The sequence below is a fragment of the Pseudoalteromonas sp. PB2-1 genome (assembly GCF_045040605.1).
In the GTDB taxonomy this organism is placed as follows: Bacteria; Pseudomonadota; Gammaproteobacteria; order Enterobacterales; family Alteromonadaceae; genus Pseudoalteromonas; species Pseudoalteromonas arabiensis.
This window is the reverse complement of the sequence record NZ_CP090667.1, coordinates 1,441,323-1,467,391: the sequence shown is the minus strand read 5'-3', so window position 1 is coordinate 1,467,391 and position 26,069 is coordinate 1,441,323. Positions and strand designations below refer to the sequence as shown.

General features: G+C 41.4%; 24 protein-coding genes. 11 read left to right on the top strand and 13 right to left on the bottom strand.

Annotated elements, in window-relative coordinates; genetic code table 11:
- The first annotated feature begins 336 nt into the window (after positions 1–336).
- The 6 genes from L0Z67_RS06790 (at position 337) to L0Z67_RS06765 (ending at position 7,540) form a co-directional block, all read left to right on the top strand.
- Positions 337–1,590, top strand: coding sequence for an efflux RND transporter periplasmic adaptor subunit (locus L0Z67_RS06790; protein WP_062570742.1), 1,254 nt, complete (start codon positions 337–339; stop codon positions 1,588–1,590).
- Positions 1,591–1,608: 18 nt separating this feature from the next.
- Positions 1,609–2,316, top strand: coding sequence for an ABC transporter ATP-binding protein (locus L0Z67_RS06785; RefSeq protein ID WP_062570741.1), 708 nt, complete (start codon positions 1,609–1,611; stop codon positions 2,314–2,316).
- Between the two features lie 2 nt (positions 2,317–2,318).
- The gene (locus L0Z67_RS06780; protein WP_062570740.1) at positions 2,319–3,632 is read left to right on the top strand and encodes an ABC transporter permease; all 1,314 of its coding nucleotides are present in this window, start codon (positions 2,319–2,321) and stop codon (positions 3,630–3,632) included.
- A 10-nt stretch (positions 3,633–3,642) separates the two neighbouring features.
- Positions 3,643–4,848, top strand: a complete 1,206-nt coding sequence (locus L0Z67_RS06775; protein WP_062570739.1) for an ABC transporter permease — start codon at positions 3,643–3,645, stop codon at positions 4,846–4,848.
- A gap of 80 nt (positions 4,849–4,928) precedes the next feature.
- The gene (locus L0Z67_RS06770; protein ID WP_193988660.1) at positions 4,929–6,257 is read left to right on the top strand and encodes a sigma-54 dependent transcriptional regulator; all 1,329 of its coding nucleotides are present in this window, start codon (positions 4,929–4,931) and stop codon (positions 6,255–6,257) included.
- Entirely contained in the window at positions 6,257–7,540 is a 1,284-nt protein-coding gene (locus tag L0Z67_RS06765; protein ID WP_193988659.1) for a PAS domain-containing sensor histidine kinase, read from the top strand. The genes L0Z67_RS06770 and L0Z67_RS06765 overlap by 1 nt, the downstream gene beginning before the upstream one ends.
- A gap of 54 nt (positions 7,541–7,594) precedes the next feature.
- On the opposite strand, the gene L0Z67_RS06760 is transcribed toward L0Z67_RS06765, so the two are convergent.
- Complete coding sequence (locus L0Z67_RS06760; protein ID WP_062570736.1) at positions 7,595–7,933, bottom strand: Grx4 family monothiol glutaredoxin; 339 nt, start codon at positions 7,931–7,933, stop codon at positions 7,595–7,597.
- A 260-nt stretch (positions 7,934–8,193) separates the two neighbouring features.
- On the opposite strand from L0Z67_RS06760, the gene L0Z67_RS06755 reads away from it, so the two are divergent.
- From L0Z67_RS06755 to L0Z67_RS06740, 4 genes are all read left to right on the top strand, one after another.
- Entirely contained in the window at positions 8,194–8,775 is a 582-nt protein-coding gene (locus L0Z67_RS06755) for a superoxide dismutase (protein ID WP_036967613.1), read from the top strand.
- A 238-nt stretch (positions 8,776–9,013) separates the two neighbouring features.
- Entirely contained in the window at positions 9,014–10,936 is a 1,923-nt protein-coding gene (locus L0Z67_RS06750) for a PrkA family serine protein kinase (RefSeq protein WP_237127611.1), read from the top strand.
- A 26-nt stretch (positions 10,937–10,962) separates the two neighbouring features.
- Positions 10,963–12,249 carry a YeaH/YhbH family protein gene (locus L0Z67_RS06745; protein WP_130151414.1) on the top strand — a complete coding sequence of 429 codons (1,287 nt, stop codon included), beginning with the start codon at positions 10,963–10,965 and terminating at the stop codon, positions 12,247–12,249.
- Between the two features lie 20 nt (positions 12,250–12,269).
- Positions 12,270–13,784 carry a SpoVR family protein gene (locus L0Z67_RS06740; protein WP_062570733.1) on the top strand — a complete coding sequence of 505 codons (1,515 nt, stop codon included), beginning with the start codon at positions 12,270–12,272 and terminating at the stop codon, positions 13,782–13,784.
- Between the two features lie 35 nt (positions 13,785–13,819).
- Here the strand turns inward: L0Z67_RS06740 and L0Z67_RS06735 are convergent, their stop codons facing one another.
- Entirely contained in the window at positions 13,820–14,788 is a 969-nt protein-coding gene (locus L0Z67_RS06735; protein WP_130151412.1) for a diguanylate cyclase, read from the bottom strand.
- Positions 14,789–14,792: 4 nt separating this feature from the next.
- Positions 14,793–15,797 carry a response regulator gene (locus L0Z67_RS06730; RefSeq protein WP_062570731.1) on the bottom strand — a complete coding sequence of 335 codons (1,005 nt, stop codon included), beginning with the start codon at positions 15,795–15,797 and terminating at the stop codon, positions 14,793–14,795.
- Between the two features lie 205 nt (positions 15,798–16,002).
- Between L0Z67_RS06730 and tpx the strand changes: the two genes are divergently transcribed.
- A complete protein-coding gene (gene tpx, locus L0Z67_RS06725) occupies positions 16,003–16,584 on the top strand; it encodes a thiol peroxidase (RefSeq protein ID WP_237115109.1) in 582 nt (193 codons plus the stop codon).
- 63 nt (positions 16,585–16,647) lie between these two features.
- Here the strand turns inward: tpx and adk are convergent, their stop codons facing one another.
- From adk to L0Z67_RS06675, 10 genes are all read right to left on the bottom strand, one after another.
- Positions 16,648–17,292, bottom strand: a complete 645-nt coding sequence (adk, locus tag L0Z67_RS06720; RefSeq protein ID WP_058585238.1) for an adenylate kinase — start codon at positions 17,290–17,292, stop codon at positions 16,648–16,650.
- A gap of 179 nt (positions 17,293–17,471) precedes the next feature.
- Positions 17,472–19,385 (bottom strand): molecular chaperone HtpG, encoded by a 1,914-nt coding sequence (gene htpG, locus L0Z67_RS06715; RefSeq protein WP_062570729.1) that lies wholly within the window; start codon positions 19,383–19,385, stop codon positions 17,472–17,474.
- Positions 19,386–19,537: 152 nt separating this feature from the next.
- The gene (gene recR, locus L0Z67_RS06710; protein ID WP_062570725.1) at positions 19,538–20,146 is read right to left on the bottom strand and encodes a recombination mediator RecR; all 609 of its coding nucleotides are present in this window, start codon (positions 20,144–20,146) and stop codon (positions 19,538–19,540) included.
- Between the two features lie 10 nt (positions 20,147–20,156).
- Complete coding sequence (locus tag L0Z67_RS06705; RefSeq protein WP_016707773.1) at positions 20,157–20,483, bottom strand: YbaB/EbfC family nucleoid-associated protein; 327 nt, start codon at positions 20,481–20,483, stop codon at positions 20,157–20,159.
- 60 nt (positions 20,484–20,543) lie between these two features.
- Positions 20,544–22,997: a DNA polymerase III subunit gamma/tau gene (dnaX, locus tag L0Z67_RS06700; protein ID WP_405128615.1), complete on the bottom strand. Its 2,454-nt coding sequence runs from the start codon at positions 22,995–22,997 to the stop codon at positions 20,544–20,546.
- A gap of 3 nt (positions 22,998–23,000) precedes the next feature.
- Positions 23,001–23,546, bottom strand: coding sequence for an adenine phosphoribosyltransferase (gene apt, locus L0Z67_RS06695; RefSeq protein WP_062570723.1), 546 nt, complete (start codon positions 23,544–23,546; stop codon positions 23,001–23,003).
- A gap of 160 nt (positions 23,547–23,706) precedes the next feature.
- On the bottom strand, positions 23,707–23,829 hold the full coding sequence (locus L0Z67_RS06690) for a hypothetical protein (protein ID WP_256213662.1): 123 nt from the start codon (positions 23,827–23,829) through the stop codon (positions 23,707–23,709).
- A gap of 85 nt (positions 23,830–23,914) precedes the next feature.
- The gene (locus tag L0Z67_RS06685; protein ID WP_405128614.1) at positions 23,915–24,673 is read right to left on the bottom strand and encodes a DUF2063 domain-containing protein; all 759 of its coding nucleotides are present in this window, start codon (positions 24,671–24,673) and stop codon (positions 23,915–23,917) included.
- Positions 24,666–25,514 carry a DUF692 domain-containing protein gene (locus L0Z67_RS06680; RefSeq protein ID WP_062570722.1) on the bottom strand — a complete coding sequence of 283 codons (849 nt, stop codon included), beginning with the start codon at positions 25,512–25,514 and terminating at the stop codon, positions 24,666–24,668. The genes L0Z67_RS06685 and L0Z67_RS06680 overlap by 8 nt, the downstream gene beginning before the upstream one ends.
- A gap of 54 nt (positions 25,515–25,568) precedes the next feature.
- The gene (locus L0Z67_RS06675) at positions 25,569–26,057 is read right to left on the bottom strand and encodes a hypothetical protein (RefSeq protein WP_062570721.1); all 489 of its coding nucleotides are present in this window, start codon (positions 26,055–26,057) and stop codon (positions 25,569–25,571) included.
- Between the last annotated feature and the right edge of the window lie 12 nt (positions 26,058–26,069).

The following is a 26,069-nucleotide window of genomic DNA, read 5'->3' as shown; positions in this document are numbered from 1 at the left end:
TAAACCAGACTCGCTAGGCACTTACTGTAACTCTTTAGATAACTATTTACGCTTACACTCCTAAAAGCTTGCTCTTTACGCGCACGTAAACCCACTTATTAAAAAGTGTCCGCTGCGGACACTTTTTCTGTCCGCGGACATTGAAACAACATCAATAGAATCAATAAACCTTTATAAATCAATAAAATAAAAGTTGGCATATTGTTGGTATATAAAATTACATCAGCAGATTTAAGGACAGGACATGTTCACTTTTAGTTTATTTATTGCATCGCCACTCACCATGCTAGTAGTGGGTTTCATGATTATGTTAGTTGAGAACATTAAGGAACTATGATGATAAAAGATACCAGTGCTCAGGATATCTCGGTGACGAAGAAGAATAACTTTGCAAAACCAGTTGCACTAATTATCGGTGTATTATTAATTGGCTCGGTTGCTATAGGCAGTATTTTTGCGGACACCGAAGGCAGTATTTCCGTTGAGAAGGCAAGCCTACAAATCAGCAAAGTAACTCAGCAACCTCTCATTAGAGATGTCGCCGCCAGTGGCAAAATCGTTGCTGCAAATGCGCCCAAAGTATACAGCCCTGAACGCGGCTTTGTGGATTTGAAAGTAAAAGCAGGTGACAGCGTAAAAAAAGATGACGTCATCGCAATTGTAAAAAGCCCTGAGCTAACAAATGAGCTAAAACAGCAACAATCTGTACTTGCAAGGCTTGATGGTGAGCTTCAACGCAAGCAACTCGAAGCACGTAGACAAAAATTAAGCTTAACGAAAGCGCTCGACCTTGCTCAGGTTGAACTTAATGCTGCGGACCGTGAAAACCGTCGTGCCCAATTATCTATAAAGAAAAACTTAATAAGCCAAATTGATTTAGAAAAAGCAGTCGATGATTTAGCAAGAGCAAAACTTTCTTATAAACATGCTGAGCAAGAGGTTGCGCTTGCAAAAGATACCCTTGCCTTTGAGTTAAAAGCCGCAGAGCGAGACCTAGCAAGACAGCAGCTTATCGTTGATGATTTATTTCGCCAAGTAAATGACCTAACTATCATAGCCAGTGTGAGCGGCATCGTGGGGAATTTACTTGTGCAACAAAAAGAGGCCGTAACTCAAAGTCAACCATTAATGACTTTGGTGGACTTAAGTAACTTTGAAGCCGAACTTCAAGTGCCAGAAAGTTATGCTAATGAATTAGGTTTAGGGATGCAAGTCGAACTAACGCTCGGTGCTCGTCATGTGACGGGAACATTGTCAGCTATATCTCCGGAAGTAAACAACCGCGAAGTGACAACACGAGTACGATTTGATGATGAACTGGTTGGAATTCGCCAAAATCAACGTCTCACAGCCCGCATTCTCTTAGAAAATCGCGACAATGTTTTACAAGTAAAGCGCGGCGCCTTTTTACAACAAGGTGGGACGCGTGCTTATCGAATCGATGGTGATATGGCTTACTTAATCGATATAAAAACAGGCGCTAGCAGTATTAACGCTGTGGAGCTCTTAGAAGGCGTTCAAGCTGGCGATCAATTAATCATCTCTAACTACGACCGTTATAAACAAGCACCGGTACTCGTTTTACGTTAACAACAAGGAATTATAATTATGCTTAAAATGAATAACATCAATAAAGTGTATCAAACTGAAATGGTACAAACTCATGCACTTCGTGATTTTAACCTACAAGTAGATGAGGGTGAATTTATTGCAGTGACAGGCCCAAGCGGCTCAGGTAAAACCACGTTTTTAAACATTGCAGGAATGCTAGAGCCATTTAATGAGGGCCAATATCTATTAGACGGAATTGATGTCGGTAAACTCAATGACAATCAACGTGCCGACCTTCGTAATCAAAAAATCGGTTTTATTTTCCAAGGTTTCAACCTCATCCCTGACTTGAACCTATACGAAAATATCGAAGTACCCCTTCGTTACCGTGGGATTAAAGCAGCCGAGCGTAAACGCCGAATTGAGCAATGTTTAGAGCAAGTTGGTCTAGCGTCACGTGCAAAACACCTTCCTCAACAGCTCTCTGGCGGACAACAGCAACGTGTAGCTATTGCTAGAGCCCTTGCTGGTGAACCTCGTTTTTTACTTGCCGATGAGCCAACGGGTAACCTTGATAGCTTAATGGCTCGCCAAGTAATGGAACTACTTGAACAAATAAATCGTGATGGTGCAACTATTGTGATGGTTACTCACGATCCTGAACTTGCTCGCAGAGCACCTCGGAACATTCAGGTCGTTGATGGTCAACTCGCAGATCTAACCTTATATCAAGGCACTCAAAACTTAAAAGCGGCAGGGGTATAGTCATGTTCCTTCATTATTTAGATTTAAGCTGGCGTAGCTTTAAGCGCACGCCATTAGTGAGCTTTTTAATGGTGCTAGCCATTGCTATTGGTATTGGTGTCACGATGACAAGCCTCTCTGTTTATCACATGATGTCGGCGGATCCGATCCCTGAAAAAAGCAGCCAACTTTACAGCGTACAGCTTCAAATTATGGACGATGGCAGCACTTGGTGGACTAAGGACAACCTCCCCTTACAATTGACCTACCAAGACGCTGTGAATTTAAATAAAGCGGATGCAGGTGGCAAACGTGTAACTATGGTACGCACTGGTTTTTCAGTTTATTTAGACTCAGACAAAATAAAACCCTTTATAGGTCAAGCTCGCCTCACTACACCTGACTTTTTCGATATGTTTAATTTGTCATTTCTATATGGAGGTGTTTGGAGCGAGCAACAAGAGGCAAATGCCGCACCCGTTGTCGTGATCAGCAAAGAACTTAATGACAAATTATTTGCCGGCGAAAATTCGATTGGAAAAATTATCTACCTTGACGATGCCAGTTACGAGGTGGTGGGTGTTATTGATGATTGGGATATTACAACTAAGTATTACGATTTAAATAACGGCTCATTCAATAAAACAGAGCAGCTATTCCTCCCTTTTAGCCTTATGAAAGCTCGCCAGCTGGAAAACTGGGGTAACACAAATGGATGGAAACACGAAAAAACCAATACATTCAACGATAAGTTAAATTCAGAGTTAGTGTGGCTACAATTTTGGGTTGAACTTAAAACGCCTGAGGAAAAACAGGCTTACCAAGATTTCTTGATGGCTTACATGCAAGAACAGCAAAAGCTAGGTCGCTTCAATCGTAAGCAACTAGAGGCCAAGCTACGGGATGTAAATGAGTGGATGCAATACAACAATGTAGTCAGTGAAGATAATGAGATTCTTGTTGGTCTTAGCTTTATGTTTTTGGCTGTATGCCTTGCGAACATTCTTGGTTTACTGCTTGCGAAATTTTTACGAAGAGCTTCAGAGGTGGGTGTACGAAGAGCTCTTGGCGCAAGTAAACGACAAATTTTTTACCAGCACATCGTCGAAGTAGCCATGCTAGGATTTTTAGGCGGTATTTTGGGGATCATTCTTGCTCAAGTTGGCTTGTTAGGTGTGCGTCAAAGCTATAGCTATTATAAAAGCCTAGCAACCATGGATTTAAGCATGCTTTTGAGCGCTCCTGTTATAGCCATTAGTACCTGCGTTATTGCTGGACTTTACCCTGCTTGGCTGGTGTGCAAAACCAACCCTGCTATTTACCTGAAGAGCCAATAAGGAAAGTAACATGTTTGAAATTAAACCTATTTTTAACGCCTTATGCCGCTCAAAGGTTGGCGCAGTCTTATTACTTATACAAATAGCCATTACCACAGCCATTGTCAGTAATGCTGCATTTATTATCCAAGACAGAATTGGTTATTTAAGTCAACAAACCGGCTACCCTGAAGAAGATATCTTCGTATTCCATGTAATGATGTTTGGTCAAGACGTATCACTGTCTCAACAGTATGAACTCGATGAAGCCATGCTTCGCCAAATACCTGGCGTAGTCGATGCTGCGTATTCAAGTAATACACCGCTTTCAGGCAGTGGCTCATCATCAGACTTTAGTTTAAAGCCAGCGCCTGAAGAGGGTAAATCAGCGCGTACTTCTTATATGTTTATCGATGAGCATGGTCTCAATACTTATGGTGTGAAACTCATTGCTGGGCGCAACTACACAGAGGATGAGGTGATTGTCACTGACAATTACGATGAGCTCTCAAAGGTCACTGTTGTGACAAAAACCCTGCTTGATGAATTATTCCCTGATGGCAACGGCCTTGGGCAAACCATTTATTTTGGTGATATCCCAATGAAAATCATCGGCGTGATTGATTTAATGAAAGGCCCATGGCTTAAAGATAGCCGCCCTGATAATGTCGCATTGCTCCCTTTTATTAAAGCAGGTAGTAATGCACGATTTGTAGTAAGAACTGAACCAGGCCAACGTCAATCTGTAATGAACCGTGTTGAAGAGGCCATGTTAAAAAACTACAACAAACGTGTTATTTCTCGCATTCGTGGCCTTGATGAAGACAAAGAACAATATATGGCAGAAGATACATTAATGATGCGTATGCTGATTGTACTTATTACTATCTTAGTCTTGGTGACTGCCCTGGGTATTTTTGGCCTGACTCTATTCAATATTAGTAAACGTACAAAACAGATCGGTACTCGCCGTGCATTAGGTGCAAGAAAATCTGCCATCATCAGCTACTTCTTAGTTGAAAACGCCATGATTTGTAGTGTTGGTTTAGTCATTGGCATCATTGCTGCTGTTTATTTAGGGCAGCTACTTATGCAGCACTTCTCTATTGCACAACTAGAGATTAGTTACGTACTTGGTACGGCTTTGTGTGTGTTTGTTATGAGCTTATTGGCTGTACTAGCTCCAGCAAAACGTGCGGCGAACATCTCACCGAGCATTGCAACCCGAACAATTTAGTTCTCCCAACCTATGCTACACTGGATTAACAGTGTAGCATTTACCTTGCACCTGATTAGGAAAATAACTAAAACAATAATATGGAAAAAATACTTATCGTTGATGACAACCCTGCTATCTTAGATGCGTTGTCATTATTACTCGAAATTCATAATTTTGAGGTTGTTACAGCAAGCAACCCTTTTGAGGCAACTCAGGCTGTACAGTACCAGCGTATTGCACTTGTTATTCAAGATATGAACTTTACCGCCGACACAACCTCAGGCGAAGAAGGCAAAGAACTCTTTTATGCCTTACGAGAGATTAACCCTCATTTACCGATCATTTTAATCACCGCTTGGACAGAGCTTTCCACGGCCGTTGAACTCGTCAAAGCAGGCGCTGCTGATTATTTACCAAAACCATGGGACGATACAAAGCTGCTTACCTGTGTAAATAATCTGATAGAACTGGGTAAGGCAAAACAACAAAACGAAACCTTTGCCCGCCACCAGCAAGAACGTGAAGCATCTGTACATAATGCCAATTTAGTTGGCCTAGTTTATAAAAGTACGGCCATGGAGCATATCGTCAATCTTGCCATTCAGGTTGCTAAGTCGGATATTTCGGTTTTGATCACAGGCCCTAACGGCAGTGGTAAAGAGCGGATTGCACAAATAATTCAAGCAAATTCATTATTGGCTGATAAACCTTTTATCACTGTGAATGCAGGAGCCCTACCAAGCGAACTTATAGAGGCTGAGCTATTTGGTGCAGAAGCGGGCGCGTATACCGGCATTACTAAACAACGTATTGGTCGTTTTGAAGCGGCCGATGGTGGCACCTTATTCTTAGACGAAATTGGTAACTTGCCGCTATCAGGGCAAATGAAACTATTACGCATTTTACAAACCGGCGAATTTGAACGTTTAGGTTCAACGCAAACCCGTAAAGTGAATGTTAGGGTTATTTCAGCAACCAATGAAGATTTAAGCCACGCAATTAAAACAGGTCAATTTCGTGAAGACCTCTACTACCGCTTAAATGTGATTGAGTTAAATTTACCACGCTTAGCTCATCGCCCAGATGACATTTTAGCCTTAGTTGCACACTTTTTACCTGAGCGCACACTGTCACTTAGCACTGAAAAAGCCCTCCTCGCCCATAATTGGCCTGGTAATGTGCGTGAACTTGAAAATGCTTGTAAGCGCGCAGCGGTATTGAAACCTACAGGCACCATTGAACTTGCCGATTTTGGCTTACAAGTTGAAAAAGAAAATACACTGAAGAGCAAAACGGAGCCAACAAAACAAGACATTGAACTAGCGATGCGAGAATACCAAGGTGTAATTGCTAAGGTAGCACGCCATTTTGGTCTTAGCAGACAGGCTCTATACCGTAGACTTGATAAATTTAAGATAGAATATTGATGCTCCGCTATAAACTCATCGCTTTATGCATTATGGCAGCGGTTCTGCCGCTACTGGCCACTAGCTACTTTTTGGCTATACCTTGGGCAAATATAGTACTCGCTTCTTTACTTTGTGCTTTTATATCTGGCTTTCTTGCTTATAAGTTGAGTGCGCCATTAGTCAATGGCATGGCCGCCCTTGAAACTGGCTTGCTGAATTTTAAAGATGGCGAACTTGCTTCATTACTTGCATATAACGGCAAGGACGAATTAGGCAATTTATGCCACCTTTATAATCAAACCGCCAAACAACTTCGCCAAGAAAAGCAATGGATTTACCAACGCGAATTAATGCTCGATAAAGTATTACAAAGCTCGCCGCAAGCGGTATTGCTGGTAAACGATCAAGACTTTATTGTATACAGCAACCACAGCGCACGCAGCCTATTTGAAAAAAAATCAGCACTTGAAGGATTAACACTCAAAAGCTTGCTTACGCACAGCTCTGAGCAACTTACACGCGCCGTCAACAAAGGCATTGATGGATTATTCACTTTAGATAGAGTAGATCAAGAATCACAAACTTGGCATATGGCTACCGGCCGATTATTACTAAACAACCAATTTCACCAATTACTTGTCTTTAAGCAATTAACGAGAGAGCTCAGTCGTCAAGAAGTCGAAGTGTGGAAAAAGGTCATCCGCATTATTAGCCATGAACTTAATAACTCGCTTGGTCCTATGTCATCCATGCTACATAGTGCTCAACTACTCACTAAAGAAGTTGATGAGCCACGTTTAAAACGAGTGTTTACAACAATAGAAGATCGTATCAAGCACTTAAATGAATTTGTACAAGGTTATGGTAAATTTGCCAAACTGCCCACCCCGCAATTAATCACAATAAATTGGACTAACTTAATTGAGCAATTAAAAAATCAGTGGCAGGTCAATGTGACTCTTAATGAGGATGTATCAACTCAGGCCGATCATACACACCTGGAACAACTGCTGATAAATCTGTTAAAAAATGCCCATGAGTCAGGCTCAAACCCAGAAGAGGTCAGTTTAACGGTGCAACAAGAAGCTAGCGGCACCCACATCACAGTGAGTGATAAAGGCAAAGGCATGAGTGAAGCCGTAATGGCCAATGCGCTTATTCCCTTTTACTCAACCAAAGCGACAGGCAGTGGCCTAGGTTTAGCACTTTGCAGGGAAATAGTCGAAGCACACCACGGGCAAATTAGCCTACACAACCGTGAGCAAGGTGGTTTGAGTGTACATGTTTTGCTGCCTGCTTAATAAAATTGCTATAAAAAAAGCCGCAAATGCGGCTCTTTCCTACACTAAATTCGATTATTCAGCGTCTTCTTCTTTGTACTTTGCAGCAGTTTCTGCAATCAGTGGTTGTAATTCACCACGCTGAAACATCTCAATAATAATATCACAACCACCGATAAGCTCGCCTTCAACCCAAAGCTGTGGGAAGGTTGGCCAGTTAGCGTATGCAGGTAACTCTGCACGGATATCAGGGTTTAGTAAGATGTCAACGTAAGCAAATGGTTCACCACACGACATTAGTGCTTGTGATGCTTGAGAAGAAAAACCACAGTTAGGTAATTTTGGTGATCCTTTCATATACAAAAGGATTGGATTTTCAGAAATTTGCTGTTTAATTTTATCGATGGTTTCCATTTACAACCTCAAAATACATTGGCTTACTACTTTGGCCTTGAAAAAGATTCACTGTGGCCTCAGATATATTACTTAGAATGGCAAACACAGCCACAATTTTAAATAGTCGTAGCAATAGCATTGCTGTTTGCTAAAACTTGAGTAAAATACTCAACAATTATAGTAACACTATAATACCACTTGGTATAGGTGAGTACGCTGTTTAGCTTGCTATTACCTATAACTAGGTGGACTATCAACCAAGAAGATGGAGATAAAAAATGGCATTTGAACTACCGTCACTACCATACGCAATCGATGCATTAGAGCCACATATTTCAAAAGAAACGCTAGAGTTTCACCACGGTAAACACCACAACACATATGTTGTGAAACTAAATGGCCTGATCCCGGGCACAGAATTCGAAAATAAATCTCTAGAAGAAATTGTATGTTCTTCAGAAGGTGGTGTATTTAACAATGCTGCACAAATCTGGAACCACACTTTCTACTGGAACAGCCTATCTCCAAACGGTGGTGGTGAGCCTACTGGCGCTATCGCTGATGCGATCAACGCTAAATGGGGTTCTTTCGAAGCATTCAAAGACGCATTAAACGATAAAGCTGTAAACAACTTTGGTTCAAGCTGGACTTGGTTAGTTAAACTAGCTGACGGCACACTTGATATCGTAAACACATCAAATGCTGCAACTCCGTTAACTGATGAAGGTGTAACACCAATCCTTACTGTGGATCTGTGGGAACACGCTTATTACATCGATTACCGTAACGTTCGTCCAGATTACTTAAAAGGTTTCTGGGCACTTGTTAACTGGGACTTCGCGAACGCTAACTTCGCTTAATCTTCTGTAACAAACAGTAATCAAAAAAGGCGCTTCGGCGTCTTTTTTATTGCTAGTGCACGCCCTTCCTAAGCCGCAGCCAAGCCCTCACTCAAAAACCCTAATCAAGATGAGCTTTTTTCAATTAAATTCTTAATTTTCTTGCGCAAAAAGTCAAAATCCTGACTAAGCTTTAAATAACCTTTGCTTTTCTCTTAATCTAATTACACGTCATTTTAGCGGGTTTTCGGAGGTCTCTATGAGTATTTTTGAGCATTACCAATCACGATACGAAGCAGCGCAAGAAGAAGAATACAGTATTGAGGAGTTTCTCGAAATCTGTAAGAAGGATAAATCAGCTTATGCCAGCGCGCCTGAGCGGCTTTTAATGGCTATCGGTGAGCCTGAAATTATCGATACATCAACCGATGCCCGCTTAAGCAGGCTGTTTTCAAATCGCGTGGTCGCACGCTACCCTGCCTTCCACGATTTTTATGGGATGGAAGATGCAATTGAGCAAATCGTTGCGTACTTAAAACACGCAGCTCAGGGTTTAGAAGAGTGCAAGCAAGTTCTCTATCTACTTGGTCCGGTGGGTGGAGGTAAATCATCAATCGCCGAAAAGCTTAAATACTTGATGCAACAAGTACCTATCTATTCAATTAAAGGCTCGCCTGTTAACGATCATCCTCTAGCATTATTTGACCCAAATGAAGACGCTGAGCTTTTAGAAAAAGAATACGGAATTAAACCACGTTATTTAAAAACCGTAATGTCGCCATGGGCTGCAAAACGTTTAAGTGAATTTAACGGTGACATTAGCCAATTTAGAGTGGTTAAGCGCTACCCATCAATTTTAAATCAAGTCGCAATAGCTAAAACAGAGCCTGGCGATGAAAACAATCAGGACATTTCAGCACTCGTTGGTAAAGTCGATATTCGCCAACTTGAACACTTTGCACAAAATGACCCCGATGCATATGCCTACTCGGGTGCGCTTTGTTTAGCAAATCAAGGTTTAATGGAGTTTGTGGAAATGTTTAAAGCACCCATCAAGGTGCTACACCCACTTCTTACTGCAACCCAAGAAGGTAACTATAATGGGACTGAAGGCATCAGTGCCTTACCGTTTAACGGCATGATTTTAGCTCACTCAAATGAGTCTGAGTGGCAAACATTCAAAAACAATAAAAACAATGAAGCATTCCTTGACCGTGTTTACATCGTCAAAGTACCTTATTGTTTACGTGTTTCTGAAGAGGTTAAAATTTATAATAAACTGCTTGAAAACAGTGAATTACACGATGCACCATGCGCACCTGGTACATTAAAAACACTGGCGCAATTTACCACGCTTTCGCGAATGAAAGAGCCTGAAAACTCAAGTATTTATTCAAAAATGCGGGTATATGATGGCGAAAGCTTAAAAGACACCGATCCGAAAGCTAAGTCGTATCAAGAGTACCGCGACTATGCCGGTGTTGACGAGGGCATGACAGGGCTTTCTACCCGCTTTGCATTTAAGATTCTATCGCGGGTATTTAACTTTGATACCACAGAAGTGGCTGCAAACCCTGTACATCTATTTTATGTACTTGAGCAGCAAATTGAGCGTGAGCAATTTACTGCCGATGTTGAAGAACGTTACTTAAGCCACTTAAAAGGCTACCTTATTCCACAATACGTTGAGTTTATTGGCAAAGAGTTACAAACAGCCTATTTAGAATCTTACTCTGAATACGGGCAAAACATCTTTGATCGCTACGTCACTTATGCTGATTTCTGGATCCAAGATCAAGAATACCGTGACCCTGATACTGGCCAGTTATTTGACCGTGCGGCACTGAACGCAGAGCTTGAGAAAATTGAAAAACCTGCGGGTATTTCAAATCCGAAAGATTTCCGTAATGAAATAGTCAATTTCGTACTGCGTGCTCGTGCACACAACCAAGGCAAGAATCCACTTTGGACCAGTTACGAAAAACTGCGCACGGTTATCGAGAAGAAAATGTTCTCAAATACTGAAGATCTCCTACCGGTTATTTCCTTCAATGCGAAAACTTCGGCTGAAGATCAGAAAAAACACGAAGACTTTGTCAATCGTATGGTTGAGAAAGGCTATACCCAAAAACAAGTACGTTTACTTTCTGAATGGTATTTACGCGTTAGAAAATCGCAGTAAAAAACGTTTGTTTTAAGGGGGTTGTTATGGCGCATTTTATTGACCGACGCCTGAATGGAAAAAACAAAAGTACCTTGAATCGTCAACGGTTCATCAGGCGTTATAAAAAACAGATTAAAGAAGCGGTATCTGATGCCATTAATAAGCGCAGCGTCACCGATACCACCAGCGGCGAGAGTATTTCTATTCCGCAACGTGATATTAGTGAGCCTATTTTTCATCAAGGACGTGGTGGCGATCGTGAACAGATCCACCCAGGTAATGACCAATTTTCTACGGGCGACAAAATCAAGCGCCCGCAAGGAGGCGGCCAAGGGGGTGGCAGTGGTGAAGGTGAAGCGAGTGATTCCGGTGAGGGGCAGGATGACTTTGTGTTCTCTATTTCTAAAGATGAATACTTAGACTTGTTGTTCGAAGATCTTGAACTGCCTAATCTACAACAAAATCAGCTCGATAAACTCGTACAAATGAAAACCCATCGTGCTGGTTTTTGTAATGATGGCATGCCCAGTAATATTGATATTGTTCGTTCACTGCAGGGTTCACTTGCTCGTAGAGTAGCAATGACCGCAGGCAAAAAGCGCCACCTTGCTGAGCTTGAGGGTCAACTAGCATTGCTACAAGCAGAGGAAGAACCAGACAAGGCGGCCATTGCTTTACTTGAACGGCAAATCGAGGAGCTGCAAAGTCGTATTAAAGCAGTGCCCTTTATTGATAATTACGACTTACGTTTTCGTAACTATGAAAAACGACCACACCCTACAAGCAAAGCCGTGATGTTTTGTTTAATGGATGTGTCAGGCTCGATGGATCAAGCGACCAAAGACATGGCAAAACGCTTTTATATTTTGCTGTATCAATTTTTAACCCGAAGCTACAAAAATATAGAGGTTGTCTATATTCGCCACCACACTCAAGCCAAAGAAGTGGATGAACAGGAGTTTTTCTATTCTCAGGAAACGGGTGGCACTATAGTATCAAGTGCATTGAAACTGATGAATGAGATCATCGCCGAGCGTTATAACCCTGAAGAGTGGAACATTTACGCAGCACAAGCCTCTGATGGTGATAACTGGGCCGATGACTCGCCAAACTGTGGCGAAATTTTACGTAATAAACTGTTAAAGGCGGTGCGCTATTACGCCTATATTGAAATTACCGCCCGTGCTCATCAAAGTTTATGGCGTGAGTATCAATCTATAGCGCAAACCCACGACAATTTTGCAATGCAACATATCCGTGGCGTTGAGGACATTTACCCTATTTTCCGTGAATTATTTAAAAAGAATCGTCAGCAACAAGGCGCCGCATAGCCTTGCGAGTGAGGTAAAGTATGGCCGATAAACGTATTAGCGACGGTCCTGATTGGACATTTGACTTATTAGCAGAATATCAAACTGAGATTGAACGGGTAGCGAATATTTATAAGCTCGATACTTACCCGAATCAAATTGAGGTAATAACCGCTGAGCAGATGATGGATGCCTATTCGAGTGTGGGTATGCCGATTGGTTATAGTCACTGGTCGTATGGTAAAAAGTTCATTCAAACCGAACAAAACTATAAACGTGGGCAAATGGGCCTCGCTTATGAGATTGTAATTAACTCAGACCCGTGTATTGCCTATTTAATGGAAGAAAACACGCTACCAATGCAAGCTTTGGTGATGGCCCATGCTTGCTATGGTCACAACTCATTTTTTAAAGGCAATTACCTTTTTAAAACTTGGACTGATGCCAGTTCAATTATTGATTACTTATTATTTGCCAAAAATTATATTGCTAAGTGCGAAGAGAAATACGGTATCAACGAGGTCGAAAACCTCATCGACTCATGTCATGCCTTGATGAATTATGGTGTTGACCGCTATAAACGCCCACAACGTATTTCGCTATACGAAGAGCAAAAGCGCCAGCAAGAACGTGAAGATTACTTGCAATCTCAAGTTAATGAACTGTGGCGTACCATTCCAACCTCACAGCAAGAATCTAAAAAACGCGAACGCCGCTTCCCAGAAGAGCCGCAAGAAAACATCCTGTATTTTATAGAAAAAAATGCCCCGCTGCTTGAATCATGGCAGCGCGAAATCATTCGTATTGTGCGTAAAATTTCGCAATATTTTTACCCTCAAAAACAAACCCAAGTGATGAATGAAGGCTGGGCAACATTTTGGCATTACACCATTTTGAACCACCTATATGATGAAGGTAAGCTCACTGATGCCTTTATGCTCGAGTTCTTACAAAGCCACACCAATGTAGTGTATCAACCGCCCTACAACAGTAATTATTATTCAGGGATTAACCCTTATGCCCTTGGTTTTAACATGATGGTTGATATTCGCCGCATTTGTGAAAACCCGACCGAGGAGGATAAAAAGTGGTTTCCAGAATATGCTGGCAGTGATTGGCTGGAAACACTCCACTTTGCAATGCAAAACTTTAAAGACGAGAGCTTTATAAGCCAGTTTTTATCACCAAAAATTATTCGTGACTTTAAGCTCTTTACCATTATCGATCACGAAAAAGAACCAACGCTTAATGTCGGAGCTATTCATGATGAAATAGGTTACCACCAAGTAAGAGAGACGCTTTCAGCCCAATACAACCTAAGTAATCACGAGCCTAATATACAAATTTATAATGTTGATATAAGAGGCGATCGCTCACTCACATTGCGTTACGTGCCTCATAACAGTATCCCCCTTGCTAAATCTAAAGATGAAGTATTAAAACATCTTTATAGATTATGGGGCTTTAAGGTAAAACTAGAACAAGAGTCAGCAACTGGTGAGATCTCTGTAATAGGCGAGTGCCCAGCAAGTGATACAAGACACGCTACTGAATAGTTTGAATCTTAAAAAGACTAAAGTGCTAAACACCTTTAGTCTTTTAAATCTGAATAGGCTGTTACTTTGTTTCGACCATTTTCTTTTGAATGGTAAAGCGCGTTATCTGCCGCTTCAATCCATTTTTCATAACGATCAAATTTTTCGTCAAAACAAGCAAAACCAATGCTTACCGTTAATTTGATTTGCTGTTCTTTGTAGTAGATTGACGAGTTCTCAATTAACTCACGTAACCTTTCTGCAAATATAACGGCACCATCATAGTCGGTATCCAGTAGCGTAATGGCGAACTCTTCCCCACCGTAGCGACCTGCTAAATCGGTTTCTCGTAGGGTTTTACGCAGCAAGTCTGCAACATGGCGTAACGCTTCATCGCCCCCGCTGTGTCCGTGTTCATCATTAACGTTTTTAAAATGATCAATATCGAACATCAATAATGTACTGCAACCACCACTTCGCACAATACGCATGTATTCTTTGCGAAGTTTTTGCTCCCAAAACCCGCGGTTTGTCAGTTGTGTTAATGCATCCGTACGGCTCATTAATTCAAGTTTTGAGTTTGCTTCTTCAAGCTCTTTTTTATTCACAGCTTCGTCGGTAACATCGTAAATAATGATACAAATATGAGAAACTTCACCTGTCGTCGTGGTTAGCGGTATAAAAGTCGCGTTTTGATACATATGATCCGCTTTGCCAGTAATAGGTCGGTAGTTCTTAAAGCGGAAAATATATGGTTGCTGTTCCCATATGGTGAATGAGCGATTATTAAGAATAAATACCGACTCGGATTTACTTCGAAACCACTTTTCATCAATTGATGGAAATAAATCGAACAGATCTCTATCTTTCACCGCACTTGGTAATAGCCCTGAATGGTTCTCCATAAAGCCATTCCAAATACACACTTTATAGTCCCTGTCGAGCACCACAAGGCCTACATCAACAGTATTAAACATATCCATTAACCAATGGAGTTCATTCATATTAAAGTCGGCTGCTGGCATAAGTTTAATCTTCTAGTAAATAAGCTACTTTATATTTTAAGGTCTTCAACGAGTCCTCGGTGAATAGCAACATCAAATCACAATTGATATTATGATTTTCAATGCCGTAGCTGATCTCGATGGCCAGCGTTCGTTGCCAGCGAGATTTATTAGCTTTGACTAAGTCAGAGACATCACAATGCTGACCTAGAACAACAGGATGGCCTTGGCTGAAGCGCATATCAAGCTGCTTAGAGAGCCCTGATAAAATAGCACCAATTAAAATGTTGCTGACATCCATTAACAATTCAAGCTCAACTTTATTGTTTAACTCACCTTCGTAGTTCATTAATGAGGCGATTTCTTTAAAGCTTGAATCATTCAAAAGTAGCAGAGCTTCTCCTGATACTCCCCCACCAATAAAACCTTGGCAAACACCAGACGTTGAAGCATTTGCATCAATAGAGCGAAGTGCCATATCTAGCTCATTCACTTCTAATACATTCACATTAGGAATAGGCAACTTGACAAACACATTGAGTAAGCGCGCGAGTAAGTCGCCTGCCTGACCCATCGCCACATTTGTGAGTTCTTGATATATATCTCGTACATCAGGATCGACCTGCTCACCCAACTTATTTGCTAGACGCTCACGCATGGCTTTATCTTTAATGCCATGATACTCAATGATACTTGCGAGTTTTTCAGGTGAACAAGGCTTTTGAATAAAGTCGATAGCCCCTAACTCAAGGACACGTTGATGTGCATTAGGTTGAATATCGCCAGACACGACGACAGTCAGGACATGTAGCCCTTGCTCTTGAATGGCTTGTAAAACCTCATAGCCATCCATTTCAGGCATATTTAAATCCAGAAATAATATTTCTGGCTGGAGTACCTTGATTTGCTCGATGCAATGAACTCCATTTTCTGCAAATTCAATTTTGATATCCCAATCATCTGGTAAAGAGCGCGCTAATTGCCTACGCGCTAATTTTGAATCATCACACACTAATACCGATGTCGACATACACTCTCTCTAAATCCGCACTTTTTAACTAGTCACAAACACAAAAAACTAACTTTATTATTGTTATTATTAATAAAAATCGAGCTGCGTACACATGTTAATCAAACTACCCTTTATTTACAATTTTAAATTACTGTAAACCTTGGCGCTATTAACTCAGTATAATACACTGATGTAAAATGCGTTAATTTGAAGGAATGAAGTTATGATACGCCCATTGATATTTGCAATTGGCTCACTGTGTACATTTAGTTACGCAAGCGAGTTACCAGAAAACACCCTTGATGCGGGTAAAGTATCTGCTCAATCAAAACCAGTTACTTTACTAGGTCAAGGTGTTGAAGTTGGTCAACAAGCACCTAATTTTAAAGTAGTAGATGATAGCTTTACACCAGTCACCCTAAATGACTACAAAGGCAAAGCGGTACTTATTAGTGTGGTGCCAAGCCTAGATACAGGTGTGTGTAGTATTCAGACTAAACATTTTAATGAAAAAGTAGCTGCCGAATACCCTAGTATCGCGATGCTGACTTTAAGTGCTGATTTACCGTTTGCGCAAAAGCGCTTTTGTAAAGCGGAGAATATAGACAAAGTGAAGGCACTTTCGGACTCTGTGTGGCGTAATTTCGGCGAGCAATATGGTTTAATTATTAAAGATATGGGTTTATTAACCCGCGCCGTATTTGTTTTAAATGACGAGCACAAAATCGTCTATAAACAACTTGTTGATAACTTATCGAAAGAGCCTGATTACAGTGGTGCAATTGAGGCTTTAAAAAAGCTTTAAAGCCTCATTGAGCAATAAAAAACCGCCAAAAGGCGGTTTTTTATTGCTCAGTTAATCCTAAGATTAACCAAGTAACTCACCAAGTTGTTGGCTTACTGTTTCAACAGCTTGTGTACCGTCTAATTTATGGTACTGCGTGTTACCTGCTTTTGCTTCAGCTTGGTAGTAATCAACTAATGGTTTAGTTTGGTCATGGTAGATACCTAAACGCTTACGCACTGTTTCTTCAGTGTCGTCATCACGAATGATTAGATCTTCACCAGTTATGTCGTCTTTACCATCAACTTTAGGTGGGTTGTAAACAACATGGTATACACGACCAGAACCTGGGTGTACGCGACGACCGCCCATACGCTCAACGATGATTTCGTCAGCAACGTCAAATTCGATAACGTGATCAACTACCACGCCATTTTCTTTCATTGCATCTGCTTGAGGAATAGTACGAGGGAAACCATCTAGTAAAAAACCTTTTTCGCAATCTGGCTTAGCAATGCGCTCTTTAACTAGACCGATGATAATTTCATCAGATACTAATTGACCTGCATCCATTACTTTTTTAGCTTCAAGACCAAGTGGTGTACCTTCTTTAATTGCTGCACGCAGCATATCGCCCGTAGAAATTTGTGGAATACCGTATTTGTCCATCAAAAACTGAGCTTGAGTACCTTTACCTGCACCCGGCGCGCCCAAAAGAATAATGCGCATATCATTGTCCTCTGTGTGATACTAATCTTAAAAATGGTCGATCAGTGGAGTTTTGTTTTTAAAGCCTGAATTCTTCCACAACTGAGGCTATACCTCAAGTAACTTATACCAATTGCCTATATTAGCAGCAATAAAAAAGGGAGCCTTGCTCCCTTTCCCAACTCATTCAGCTATAACGCTTATTTGCTTATATCTAGCATAAGTTTATTTAAGCGAGTTACAAAGCCAGCAGGGTCTTTTAAAGTACCGCGTTCTGCTAGTAACGCTTGATCAAGCAATACGTGTGACCACTGAGCAAACTTGTCTTCATCTTGTTCAACATTAAGGTGTTTAACAAGCTGATGCTCTGGGTTAAGCTCAAAAATTGGCTTTTGTTCAGGCACTGTCTGACCAACAGATTCCATTAACTTTTGCATTTGTGAGCTCATATCGTGCTCATCAGCAACAACACATGCTGGCGAGTCAGTTAGACGGTGCGTAAAGCGTACGTCTTTAACGCTATCACCTAGGGCTGTTTTAATACGCTCAACTAGGCCAGCAACTTCTTTTTCTGACTCTTCTTGCGCTTTTTTGGTTTCTTCATCATCCATGTTGCCTAAATCTAAGTCACCACGGGTGATTGACTGGAATGATTTTTCGTTGAACTCAGTTAAGTAGCTCATCATCCACTCATCAACACGGTCACTTAATAGCAATACTTCGATGCCTTTCTTACGGAAAATCTCTAAGTGCGGTGAGCTCTTCGCTGCGGCGAATGAATCAGCAACTACATAGTAGATTTTGTCTTGCTCTGGCTTCATACGCTCAATGTATTGTTCAAGCGATACATTTTGTGTGCTTTCATCAGTGTGTGTAGAAGCGAAACGCAGTAGCTTAGCAATGGCTTCTTTGTTTGCCATGTCTTCTGCAGGGCCTTCTTTTAACACCTGACCAAATTCGTTCCAGAAAGATTGATAATCTTCTTCACGGTTTTTCGCCATTCGCTCAAGCATTTTAAGTACACGCGATGTACAACCTTTACGGATTGCTTGCGTTACTTTGTTGTCTTGCAAGATTTCCCGCGACACGTTTAGTGGTAAGTCGTTTGAATCAAGTAAACCTTTCACAAAACGTAAGTAGCTTGGCATGAATTGCTCAGCGTCATCCATAATGAAAACGCGTTGTACATACAGTTTTAAACCTGATTGACGCTCACGGTTCCACAAATCGAAAGGTGCTTTTTTCGGGATGTATAACAAGCTCGTGTATTCTGTTTTACCTTCAACCTTGTTATGTGCCCAGCTTAGTGGCTCTTCCCAATCATGACCAATGTGTTTATAAAACTCTTTGTACTCTTCGTCTGTGACTTCTGACTTGTCACGAGTCCACAGTGCAGTCGCGCGGTTAATACCTTCCCACTCACCTGGCTGTGCTGGAATTTTCTCACCATCAGGCCCTTCAGATTCAGGTACTTCTGCTTTATACATTTCAACTGGAATAGAAATGTGGTCTGAGTATTTAGTTACGATGCTACGTAAACGGAATTCATCAGCAAACTCTGTTTCGTCTTCACGAAGATGAAGGATGATTTCCGTACCACGCGCAGGCTTGTCAATCTCTTGTAACGTGTACTCGCCCTCGCCCGCTGACTGCCATTCAATACCTTGGCTTTCACCCGCTTTACGCGTGCGCACTGTTACTTTATCAGCCACGATAAATGCTGAGTAAAAACCGACGCCGAATTGACCAATCAATTGTGAATCTTTGCTTTGGTCACCTGTTAGATTTTGGAAAAATTCTGCGGTGCCAGATTTTGCAATCGTACCTAATGAATTGATCACATCTTCACGGCTCATACCAATACCGTTATCAGTAATGGTTACCGTGTTTGCGTCTTTATCGGCACTGATACGTACTTTTAAATCCGCATCATTTTCGTATAAATCGCCATTTGAAAGCGCTAGAAAACGCAATTTATCTGCCGCATCTGACGCGTTTGATACCAGCTCACGTAGGAAAATCTCTTTATTAGAGTAAAGAGAGTGAATCATCAGGTTTAATAATTGTTTGACTTCTGTTTGAAAGCCTAATGTTTCTTTTTGTGCTGCAGTCATTGTGTAAATCTCCAATTAACAAAGTGTCTTATCTGCACTATGACTCTTTATATGGGGCAGGCTTTTTGAACTTCAAGGCAAAAAATTAAATTTACGGGTAAAATCGAATGTAGACACAAAAAAGCCTGCATAGAGCAGGCTTTTAATACCATTTAGTTTTGGTTTACGGCGCGTCGCCCGCTAAATGCATGCATCAGTGTCATACCATCAAGTAAGTCGAGCTCACCACCAACAGGGACACCATGAGCAATACGAGATGCACCTACTTGGTACTTATGACAAAGCTCTGCAATGTAATGGGCTGTGGTTTCACCTTCAACACTTGGGTTGGTTGCGAGGATCACCTCATTAATGCCACCTTGTTGCAACCTGCTTTCAAGAATATCAAGGCCAATCTCTTTTGGTCCTATGCCATCAATTGGCGACAAGTGACCCATTAATACAAAGTAAAGCCCTTGGTATTGACCGGTTTGCTCAATAGCCAGCACATCGGTTGGTGATTCTACCACACACAATAAACCACTATCTTGACGTTTAACACTTAAACAGATATCGCACACGGGTTGCTCTGTAAAAGTACGACACGACTGACAATGTCCTACTTCATCCATAGCTTTAGTCAATGCATGACCAAGCTGCTTGCCACCTTGACGGTCTCGTTCAAGCAAATGAAAAGCAATGCGCTGTGCCGACTTAGGACCAATGCCAGGTTGGCATCTCAATGCTTCAATCAGCTGTGTTAAACTAGGCGATAGTTGCATATAGAGTCACTTAGAAAGGCATTTTCATACCTGGTGGTAATTGCATACCGCCAGTTACTTTGCTCATGCGCTCTTGTGTTTCTTCTGCAACACGGCGTACAGCATCATTACACGCTGCCGCAAGCAAATCTTCGATCATGTCTTTGTCGTCTTCCATTAGGCTTTCATCTAATTCAACACGACGTACATTGTGGTTACCAAGCATAGTTACTTTCACTAGGCCTGCACCAGCTTCACCTACTACTTCTAGGTTAGCGATTTCGTCTTGGGCTTTTTGCATGCGCTCTTGCATTTGCTGCGCTTGCTTCATCATGTTACCCATTCCACCTTTAAACATAACTGTCTCTCTTTCTAAAACTACTTTAATTGGCATGAAGATAAGGGCTATTGTAACTAATTACAATGCCTGAATACTGTTTTCATCGATTATAGCGCTAAATAACTGCTGAAATTGCACTATGTTTTCATCACTATTTATTACATCAATGGCTTGTTGATGACGACCTGCATCAATCTTTTGTTGGATCAAATACGGAGAGTCAATAACACCATCAGCAAAATCGATACTCAGTTCTACATTATGACCGTAAATTTCACTTAATGCAGCATTGAGCTTTTGCCTTAGTACTGCACTGTCTAAGTGACGCTGTGATGAGTCAACTTCAATGTGCATTTGATTATTATTCTTTGTGAAAATCGAGTGCAATGCAAATTGTCGCATTCGACCACCTAGCCCCATACGTTTTATTAAATACGCCCATTCATCTTGTTCGTGTGCAAATTTAATACTGCTGATCGGGCTTTCAAAATCATCAGGTACAGGAATACTGGCTTCTTCAATCACAGGCTCTGGCGCTTTTTGTGGGTTGATTTGCTCAAGCAACTCAGGCGCTAAGTTTTCGGTGATTGTTTGATGCTTTTCTCTAAAGTCGACTTTTTTTACTTTATTATAGCTCTCCCCCGTCAGCTGGGGGCTGGGCTTTTTTACTTCAACAGCCACTTGTCGCTGCTGAGGTTGATGATTCGTAGCAACTGCGCTTTGTTGCGCTGGCGGCTCTGCTTTGGGCTTCGCTTCAGGCTGTGGTTCTGCTTTAGCATTAGTTTGCGTTGCTGCACCACTTAAACGCCCTGCACCTGAAATATTGCGGTCTTGTAAAATACGAGCAATGGCCGACTGCGCCTGACTTTGCTGCTGTTGTAATTGTGCTGGTGCTGTTTGCTGTTGCTGAGGCGCAGGTACTTCATTGGCAGTAAAGCCCTGATCATAGGCGCTATTCATCACATCATCGTATTGCGCAGCAAGTGATGGGTCCATTTGCGCATCATGATCAATCATGTAATCTTGCGAAGAATACTCTGGTGATGAGTATTCAGCTGCAGGTACTTGCTCTGAGAAGCTTTGCTCTTGCTGTTGTGGCGCAGCTTTAACTTCTGCGGTCAATCCAGTTGTAGCGGATTGCTGGGGCTGCTGGTTAGCATCTAGCTGTTCTACTGCTGTTGCTTCAATTTTCTGAGCAGACTTAGGGCTTTGCGCCATTTCTGCTGTAGCAGCTTGAATAGGCTCTGCTTCAACAGGTTCAGCTTGTGTTGGCTGAGGCTCTGAAGGTACAGCCGTTGTCTTAGCAGAGCTTTGTGCTAAAAGTGCTTGCTCTGAAGCTGCTTGTTCACGTTGCGTCGATGATCTTTTCAAAATATCACGCAATGCGCCTGCACCGCTAGGTTTAACCTGCTGTTGGCTATTTGTTGGTGTTTGACTTTGCGCAAATTGCGTTGGTTGGAATGCGAGCAAACGCAGCATGATCATTTCAAAACCTAGTTTGGCATCCGGCGCCCATTGCAGATCTTTTTTACCATTCAAAAGTAGCTGGTAATAAACTTGTATCTGCTGCGCATCCGTTGTTTGCGCAACCTGTTCTATAAACTCACGATTACTCTCATCAAGTGCTGCTGCGCTGGGCACCAGCTGTACTAGCTGAATTAAATGAGTAAGTGCAATCAGATCATCAAGCAAAGCAACAAAATTAGGATTACGGCTGACTAAGTTTTTTATCTCAGCTAACAGCGCATCCCCATCTTGGCAAAGTACTGCGGCTAACATCGTTTGGCTATAGTGTATATCCATTAAACCAAGCATACTCTGTACGGCTTGATAACTTATATTGCCATTCGTTTGTGCCACCGCTTGGTCAGTTAAGCTGAGCGCATCGCGCATGCTGCCATCAGCGGCTTTCGCAAGTGCTTGTAATGATTTATCATCAAAGCTGAGTTGCTCTTGTTGTAAAACATGGGCAAGCTGCTCATGAATTTCTGATTGCGACAACGCATTTAAATTAAACTGTAAACAACGCGATAAAATCGTCACTGGTAATTTTTGCGGATCGGTCGTTGCTAATAAAAACTTCACATGCTCTGGTGGCTCTTCCAGTGTTTTTAGCAAAGCATTGAAACTATGCTTTGACAGCATGTGAACTTCATCGATTAGGTAAACTTTATACCGACCTCGGGTTGGTGCGTATTGCACGTTATCAAGAATTTCGCGGGTATCTTCTACCTTTGTGCGTGAAGCCGCATCGATTTCTAATAAATCAATATAACGGCCGGCTTCAATGTCAGTACAACTTGAACATTGCCCGCACGGCTCTGCAGAGATACCCTTATCGCAGTTGAGGCTTTTTGCGAATATACGTGCGATGGTTGTTTTACCCACCCCACGGGTTCCAGTAAAGAGATAAGCATGATGGAGTCTATTTTGTGTTAATGCATTAACCAATGCTTGCTTAACATGAGACTGCCCCACTAACTCGTGAAAGGTTTGTGGTCGCCATTTCCTTGCTAGAACCTGATAACTCATTAATTATTCGCCTTCGAATTCAACCAACTTTAAAATTTTGATGCCCATATCAGCAACACGTTGCTCACCACCCAGCTCTGGTAAAGATACAACAAACGCAGCATCGGTTGCATGACCACCCAGTTTCGCAACTAGTTTTGCTGTTGCTTCAATTGTGCCACCTGTAGCAAGTAAATCATCAACTAATAACACTTTATCACCAGCAACTATAGCATCGGTATGAAGCTCTAATGTATCTTCACCATACTCTAATTGATAGTTTTGTGAAATGACTTCACGAGGAAGTTTACCTGGCTTACGAACTGGAATAAATGGAATACCTAGTGCATATGAAAGTGGTGCACCAAAAATAAAACCACGAGATTCTGTACCAATTATTTTTGTAAAACCTTGATCTTTATACGCTGAAATAAAGCTGTCAATGGTTGCTTTAAACGCGTCTGCGTTTGCCATTAGGGTTGTTACGTCACGAAACATAATACCCGGTTTAGGGTAATCAGCAATTGTTGCAATGCTCTGTTTAATGAGCGTTGAAGTTGCTTGAGTCATAATTATACTGCTCAAAAATTTTATCTAACAAAGCTCGAGAGTATAACATCACCTTCGTAGAAAGTCGGTAGCAAGATCCAAAATTAATCCTTGAACTGTATCAACAGTAATAAAAAAGGCTGCATAATGCAGCCTAGTGTCTTAAATTTACTTGCGCAAATTAAGATAAAGCAGTGATCCAACCAAGGATAGCGTTTAGACAGCCAATGCCTGCAAATACGGCTAAAAACGCAATAAAATAAGTTGCATTGAACGGATCTTTAAAGTCTTTATCATTCGACATAGTTACTACCTTTATTTAAGCACGACACAATAAGGCGCACATGATAGTCGATGTATCCCTATCAATAAAGGCTTTTTGCGGTATTTTAGAGCAATGATTTAGTAACGATCACACCACGTTCAGCCATTGCACTTAAGGTATTAAGTGCGCCTTGGTATAACTGTTCTTGACTAAATTGAGGAGCGTGTTTAGCAACTTCTTGGCAGAGCGAATTTAAATTTATACCCGGTTTCGTTTCAATGATACTTAATAACAATGCTGTCATCGCATTTGTTGATAAAAACTGTACCTCATCATCACTATCTCGATAAACAACGAAATAACATGGCTCCGTAAGCGGGCTTTGTGGTTGGTAGTCTACACTGATTGTATGAACGGGGTACGTATAACTTAAATTACGTGCCAAACTACTTAAAAACAAACCCGCATTTGTAACCTGATTTGTTTGTAAAGCTGTTTCGTGTTCCTGCGGTTGTGCAACAGATACATCCAATTCAACCCACTCATAATGTGCCAACTCTAACATAAAATCAGGGTCTGTAGGCTGCTTTGAGTAACTTGTAGCAATAAACTCTAAAAACTCACCAGCAATATCAAGAAAATATGGAGACTTACAATTATGCTGACTAAAAAAGAGGCGAATTATATTTTGCCAATCACTTGGTGTATACAGGCTCTTTAGAACAGGAAAGGCAGAGCTTACAAAACCTTCAACATTATTGAAAAACAGAACACGATAAATCGCCATTCTACGCCCTTCAATATTTATTGGCTTTTTATTGTGTTTTGGGTCACGAATATAGGCCATAAATTGTTGCTGAACTTCTATAAAATGACTAGGCACTGTATTTCACCTTACTTGCTGAAAGTTGTAATTTTTCAATGGTGCTTAGCTCTGTTAGCAACTCCGCCATCGGTGGAATATTAAAATCCCGCTCAAGAAGAGTTGGAAACACCCCGTGAAAAGAATACGCTTTTTCAAGCAGCTGCCAAACAGGATCAATGACAGGGGAACCATGTGTATCAACCAGCAAGTCTTCAGCTTCTGTGTAATGTCCTGCCACGTGCCCATAAGCAATTCGCTGACTTGGTAAACCTTTTAAAAATTGCTCCGCATCATAACCATGATTAATTGAGTTAACATAAATATTATTTACATCAATTAAAAGCTTACAATCAGACTCTGCTAATACGGCGTTAGTAAACTCCAGCTCTGTCATTTCTTGACCTGGCGCAGCGTAATATGAAACATTTTCTATTGCAATCTGCTGCTCAAGGATATCCTGAACTTGTTTAATACGCGCAACAACGTGTTTGATAGCTTCTTCTGTAAATGGAATAGGCATTAAATCATACATATGCCCTTCACCTGAACAATAACTTAAATGCTCACTAAAAAAGCGAATATTATGCTCTTTAAAAAAAGCCTTTAGTGATTTCACAAATTCTACATCAAGTTCAGCAGGTGAACCTATAGACAAAGATAAACCATGACAAACAAACGCGTTGCGTTCAGTTAATTGCTTAAACTGTTTTCCAAACCGACCACCCAACTTTAACCAATTTTCAGGTGCTACCTCCAGAAAATCAATTGGTTTAGGGACACCTTTTAACATTTCATCAAGCATTTCTCGGCGCAGGCCTAATCCTATTTGCCCAAATACAGATGTTGTTTCAAATGACATACTACCTCCTACTAAAAAGGGCCTAAATGGCCCTTTTAAAAGCTAAGTGAACGCTTAGTGGTTTGAACCACATTTACCTTCGCCACACTTACCTTCTTTTGCAGCTTTTTTATCGCCGCCACATTTACCTTCGCCGCACTTACCTTCTTTGCCAGCTTTTTTATCACCGCCACATTTGCCTTCGCCGCACTTACCTTCTTTGCCAGCTTTTTTATCGCCGCCACATTTACCTTCGCCGCATTTGCCTTCTTTACCAGCTTTTTTATCGCCGCCACATTTGCCTTCGCCGCATTTGCCTTCTTTGCCAGCTTTTTTATCGCCGCCACACTTGCCTTCGCCGCATTTACCCTCTTTGCCAGCTTTTTTATCGCCGCCACATTTCCCTTCGCCACACTTCCCCTCAGCAGCATCTAACTGATAACCTGCTTGCATTTGCTGAAACTCAAATGGATTTGCGTGTGCGTCACTTGCTGCGAAGCTTGACGCACCAATAACAACGGCACCTAGTGTTAAGGCGATTGAATTTTGCTTAATTGTGTTCATATGATGACTCTC